The 5337-nt window shown below is 61.1% G+C and carries 5 protein-coding genes; 3 read left to right on the forward strand and 2 right to left on the reverse strand.

What is annotated here, in order from left to right:
* Window positions 1-998, forward strand: a 998-nt coding sequence (locus tag OQK_RS19420) for a GGDEF domain-containing protein (RefSeq protein WP_038861421.1), incomplete at its 5' end; no start/stop codon positions are given.
* A 68-nt stretch (window positions 999-1066) separates the two neighbouring features.
* Here the strand turns inward: OQK_RS19420 and dacB are convergent.
* Entirely contained in the window at window positions 1067-2527 is a 1461-nt protein-coding gene (gene dacB, locus OQK_RS19425; RefSeq protein WP_016773842.1) for a D-alanyl-D-alanine carboxypeptidase/D-alanyl-D-alanine endopeptidase, read from the reverse strand.
* A gap of 234 nt (window positions 2528-2761) precedes the next feature.
* Here dacB and OQK_RS19430 point away from each other — a divergent pair, with 234 nt between their 5' ends.
* Window positions 2762-3106: a YggL family protein gene (locus tag OQK_RS19430; protein ID WP_016773843.1), complete on the forward strand. Its 345-nt coding sequence runs from the start codon at window positions 2762-2764 to the stop codon at window positions 3104-3106.
* A gap of 251 nt (window positions 3107-3357) precedes the next feature.
* Here OQK_RS19430 and OQK_RS19435 read toward each other — a convergent pair whose 3' ends face one another.
* A complete protein-coding gene (locus tag OQK_RS19435) occupies window positions 3358-4548 on the reverse strand; it encodes a benzoate/H(+) symporter BenE family transporter (RefSeq protein ID WP_016773844.1) in 1191 nt (396 codons plus the stop codon).
* 354 nt (window positions 4549-4902) lie between these two features.
* On the opposite strand from OQK_RS19435, the gene OQK_RS19440 reads away from it, so the two are divergent.
* On the forward strand, window positions 4903-5337 hold a 435-nt coding region (locus OQK_RS19440), incomplete at its 3' end, for a GntR family transcriptional regulator (RefSeq protein ID WP_016773845.1).

A 5337-nucleotide genomic window follows, 5' to 3' on the forward strand; every position in this document is an offset into this window, starting at 1 on the left:
ACCTGCCGGTGAACATGCTCGCCACCCCGGTGCTTGACGAGCAAGGCCTGTGGGTCGGTCATCTGGCGATCTGCATCGACATCACCGAGCGCAAACGCGTGCACGAAGTGCTGGCAGCACGCGACACATTGCTGAAGAAGCTCAGCGCCCATGTTCCCGGTGGCATCTACCAATTCAAGATGGAATTCGACGGACGCTTCAGCGTGATCTACGCCAGCGATGGCATCCGCGAAATCTACGAGCTGGAGCCGGATGTGCTGCTGCTCGACTCCGAGGCGATCTTCAGTCGTATCCACCCGCAGGATGCGATTCGCGTGCGCAGCTCGATCCGCGAATCGGCGGAAAACCTCAGCCCCTGGCGCGAGGAGTACCGCGTGCAACTGCCCGAGCGCGGTCTGCGCTGGGTGCGCGGCGAGGCGACACCGGAAGAGCTGCCGGGCGGCGGAGTGCTGTGGCACGGTTATATCTCGGATATCTCCGATCTCAAGCGCGTGGAAGAAGAATTGCGCGCGTTGTCGATCACCGACTCGCTGACCGGCATTCACAACCGCCGCTATTTCCAGGAACGCCTGACCACCGAAATGGCCCGGGTCGAGCGTGGCGGCGGTGAGCTGTCGGTGATCATGCTCGACATCGACCACTTCAAGCGCATCAACGATCAGTTCGGCCACGCCGTCGGCGACCGCGTGTTGCAGGCAGTCTGCGAGCGGATCGGCCATCGCCTGCGCCGCACCGACGTGTTCTGCCGTTTGGGCGGCGAAGAGTTCATGGTGCTGTGCCCGGACATCGACGGCGAACACGCCTATATGCTGGCGATGGAGTTGTGGGAAGGTTTGCGCAGCGCGCCGGTGGACGTGGTCGGCTTGGTCACCGCAAGTTTCGGCATCGCCAGCTGGCGCCCGGGGGAGGGCGCAGATGCGCTGTTGCTGCGCGCTGACTCAGGGGTTTACGCAGCGAAGCAGAATGGCCGGGATCGGGTTGAGCGGGAGATGAGCTGAGCCTGGCGCAAAACCAGTGTGGGAGCGAGCTTGCTCCCACAGGGTTTGAAGGTGTTTTCAGAATCCGCTTACAGCACCGAAGCGGTCTGCGGCAGTTTCGGCTGTTTGTACAGATCCAGCAGCACCTGATCGAGCACCGACGAGGCGCCGAACGGGGCCTTGTCGTTGAGGATCGCCACTACCGCCCAGGTATTGCCGTTCACGTCACGGCTGAAACCGGCGATCGCGCGCACGGTATTCAGGGTGCCGGTCTTGACGTGCGCCTCACCGCGCATCGCTGTGGTTTTCAGGCGTTTGCGCATGGTACCGTCGGTGCCGGCAATCGGCAGCGAGCTGATGTACTCGGCGGCGTACGGGCTGTGCCAGGCGGCCTGCAGCATGTTGGCCATCTCACGTGCACTGACCCGCTCGGCCCGCGACAGACCAGAGCCATTCTCCATCACCAGATGCGGCGCGGTGATGCCTTTCTTCGCCAGCCACTGCCGCACTACGCGCTGCGCAGCCCGGGCGTCGTCACCGTCGGCATCGTTGCGGAAACGCTGGCCAAGACTGAGGAACAGCTGCTGGGCCATGGTGTTGTTACTGTATTTGTTGATGTCGCGGATGATCTCGGCCAGATCCGGCGAGTACGCGCGGGCGAGCAGTTTGGCGCCGCTGGGCGTCGGTGCCAGACGATCCTTGCCCTGAATGCTGCCACCCAGCTCCTTCCAGATCGCACGGACGGCGCCCGCGGTGTAGGTCGCATGGTCGAGCAGCGACAGGTAAGTCTGCGAGCTGCAGCCTTCGCCCAACTGGCCGCCGACGGTCACGGTCACGCTGCCATCGGCCTGCGGCACCGGGTTGTAGCGCACGCCGCCGGTGCATTGCTTGGACGGCAGCGCCTTGACGGTGTTTTCGATACGAATGCTGGCAATCGGCGGCTCAACCGAAATCAGTACGCGGCCACCGTCATTGCGCGCGACGAAGCGCAGGGCCTTGAGGTTGACCAGCAATGAGTCGGGCTTGACCAGGAACGGCTTGTTGTCGTCGTTGCCGTCATCGTTGAATTCCGGCAATTGCGGCTGCACGAAGAAGTTGCGGTCGAGGATCAGGTCGCCGGTGATCTGAGTCACGCCATTGGCGCGCAGGTCGCGCATCAGCAGCCAGAGTTTTTCCATGTTCAGCTTCGGGTCACCGCCACCCTTGAGGTAGAGGTTGCCGTTGAGAATGCCGCCGTTCAGGTCGCCGTCGGTGTAGAACTCGGTTTTCCACTGATGGTTGGGGCCGAGCATTTCCAGCGCCGCGTAGGTGGTGACCAGTTTCATCGTCGAGGCCGGATTGACCGAGACGTCGGCGTTGAACACGGTCGGCGTGCCCGGACCGTCGAGCGGCACCATCACCAGCGACAGCGCAGTGGGCTGCAACTTGCTGGCCTTGAGGGCTTTTTCGACGTTCGGGGTGAGGGAAGTGTTGATAGTGGCAGCGGAGACAGGCAGGGCCAGAGGCAGAAGAAGGCCGGCGAGAACCAGTGGACGCAACGATTTGATCATATGCAATAAAACCCTGCAAAAGAGGGGAAAAAAGACGAGGACATGGATGAAAAGGCCCTCAGTGGTCATGAAAGTGTCGGCATTATGCCCCAAGCTGTAACAGCTTGTGCCGTGTCGCGACCGGCCAATCGCTTATTTTTTTACAGGCGGTCGGCCGCAGCGACCAGAGAGTCGGGCAATCGCCGGCTTAAACTGGTAAAGTGCCGGCCGTTATTACTTAAGAGGATTGTTCCAATGGCGACTAACCGTTCCCAGCGTCTGCGCAAAAAACTGTGCGTTGATGAATTTCAAGAGCTGGGTTTCGAACTGAACCTGGACTTCAAAGAAGACTTGTCCGAAGAAGCCATTGACGCTTTCCTCGAAGCATTCATCAAAGAAGCCATGGAAGCCAACGGTCTGGGTTATGTTGGCGGCGACGACTTCGGTCTGGTGTGCCTGCAGAAGCGTGGCTCGGTCAACGAAGAGCAGCGCGCTGCCGTTGAAGCCTGGCTGAAAAACCGCTCCGAGCTGACCAAGTACGAAGTCAGCCCGCTGCTGGACGTGTGGTATCCGGAAAAGCCGATCAACGCGGCCAAGTGATACTGAAAAAAACGGCGACCTGAGGGTCGCCGTTTTTTTTCGTCTGGTGTTTAGGTGATACGGCTTGGATTTGATGGTGGACTCGCCCCTCACCCCTGCCCTGTCCCGAGGGAGAGGGGGCCGATTGTTGGGCTTTTCAGGATTCGCGTTCGACTCGGTATCCCCTGTCGGCGCACCTCTTCCAAAACACCACGGTCGGTTCCCTCTCCCTCTGGGAGAGGGCTAGGGTGAGGGGCTTTTGATCCTGTGCCTTAAGCTTTGCGCCAGTTCAGGATCAGCAAGGTCAGCACCCCCGCAACAATCCCCCAAAACGCCGAACCAATGGAAAACAGCGTCAACCCCGACGCCGTGACCATAAAGGTGATCAACGCCGCTTCCCGTTCCTTCACCTCGCTCATGGCAATGCTCAAGCCATTGATGATCGAGCCGAACAGCGCCAGGGCGGCAATCGACAGCACCAGTTCTTTCGGCAACGCCGCAAACAATGCCGCCAACGTCGCGCCGAAGACCCCGGCAAACCCGTAGAACACCCCGCACCACACCGCTGCGGTGTAGCGCTTATTGCGATCTTCGTGGGCATGCGGGCCGGTGCAGATCGCCGCGCTGATCGCTGCGAGGTTGATGCCGTGGGAGCCGAACGGCGCCAGCAGCAGCGAGGCGATGCCGGTGGTGGTGATCAGTGGCGAGGCCGGGACTTTATAGCCATCGGCGCGCAGCACGGCGATGCCGGGCATGTTCTGCGAGGTCATCGCCACCACGAACAGCGGAATGCCGATGCTGATGGTCGCGGCCAGGGAGAAGTGCGGCGTGGTCCACACCGGGGTGGCCACTTCCAGGTGAAAGCCGCTGAAATCCAGCAGCCCCATGAAGCCCGACAGCGCAGTGCCGATCAGCAGCGCCGCGAGCACGGCATAGCGTGGCGACAGACGCTTGACCAGCAGATAGGTGAAGAACATTCCCAGCACCAGACCGGTACGGTGTTGCGCGGCGACGAAGATTTCGCTGCCGATCTTGAACAGAATCCCTGCCAGCAGAGCTGCCGCCAAAGAGGCCGGGATCTTTTTCACCAGCCGTTCGAAGCTGCCGGTCAGGCCGCAGATCGTCACCAGCACCGCGCAGGTGATGTAGGCGCCGATCGCCTCGCCGTAACTGACGCCGCCCAGGCTGGTGATCAGCAACGCCGCGCCGGGGGTCGACCAGGCGATGGTGATCGGTGTGCGATAGCGCAGCGACAGGCCGATCGAACACACAGCCATGCCGATCGAAATCGCCCAGATCCACGAGGAAATCTGCCCGCTGCTCAGGCCGGCCGCTTGCCCGGCTTGGAACATCAGCACCAGCGAACTGGTGTAACCGGTCATCATCGCGATGAAACCGGCGACGATGGCGGAAGGCGAAGTGTCGGCCAGAGGGCGCAGGCGGGCGTGGGTGGCGTCGGTCATGACGGCGGTGTTCCTTATACCAATGGAGATGTCCGCGACAACACATCCCCTGTAGGAGCTGCCGAAGGCTGCGATCTTTTGACGTTGATTTTAAGAAGCAAGATCAAGAGATCGCAGCCTTCGGCAGCTCCTGCATAAGGGGATTGTGCGTAGAAGGCGGATTCTGCGATCAAGCCTAAACTCAAACGTAACCCAGCGTTGCAATACAGCCGCAGGCGCAAACAGCCGTACAGTCGTGTTGCCACCATTCATTGTGTACAATCGCGCTGTTTTTTACGCGATACTTGCCAGCGACCTACTGTGCCGTATTACAGTCACGGTCTATTCGCCGCAGTTTTCCCGACTCGAGTGCCCATGAACGAACAGTTGCAACCCCTCAAGAAACAACCGCGAGCAGGCAAAGCCGGCCGCAGCGGAACCCAGGACGATATTGTCTACGCGCATATCTTCGAGGCCATCCTCGAACAGCGCCTGGCGCCCGGTACCAAGTTGAGCGAAGAAGCGCTGGGGGAAATCTTCGGGGTCAGCCGCACCATCATTCGCCGCGCGCTGTCGCGTCTGGCCCATGAAGGCGTGGTGCTGTTGCGGCCGAACCGTGGCGCCGTCGTCGCCAGCCCAAGTGTTGAAGAAGCGCGTCAGGTGTTTCTCGCCCGCCGTCTGGTCGAGCGGGCGATCACTGAACTGGCGGTGCAACATGCCACGGTCGAGCAGATCGCCGAACTGCGGCAGATGGTCAACGATGAGCGCGACAGTTTCTCCCGCGGCGATCGCGGCGCCGGTATTCGTCTG

Origin of the sequence: Pseudomonas sp. R62, from assembly GCF_000257605.1 — a bacterium.
In the GTDB taxonomy this organism is placed as follows: domain Bacteria; phylum Pseudomonadota; class Gammaproteobacteria; order Pseudomonadales; family Pseudomonadaceae; genus Aquipseudomonas; species Aquipseudomonas atacamensis.

Bases quoted from the DNA above. Each gene is read 5' to 3' on its own strand.
- dacB (WP_016773842.1), bottom strand. From the start codon at position 2,527: ATGATCAAATCGTTGCGTCCACTGGTTCTCGCCGGCCTTCTTCTGCCT.
- OQK_RS19430 (WP_016773843.1), top strand. From the start codon at position 2,762: ATGGCGACTAACCGTTCCCAGCGTCTGCGCAAAAAACTGTGCGTTGAT.
- OQK_RS19435 (WP_016773844.1), bottom strand. From the start codon at position 4,548: ATGACCGACGCCACCCACGCCCGCCTGCGCCCTCTGGCCGACACTTCG.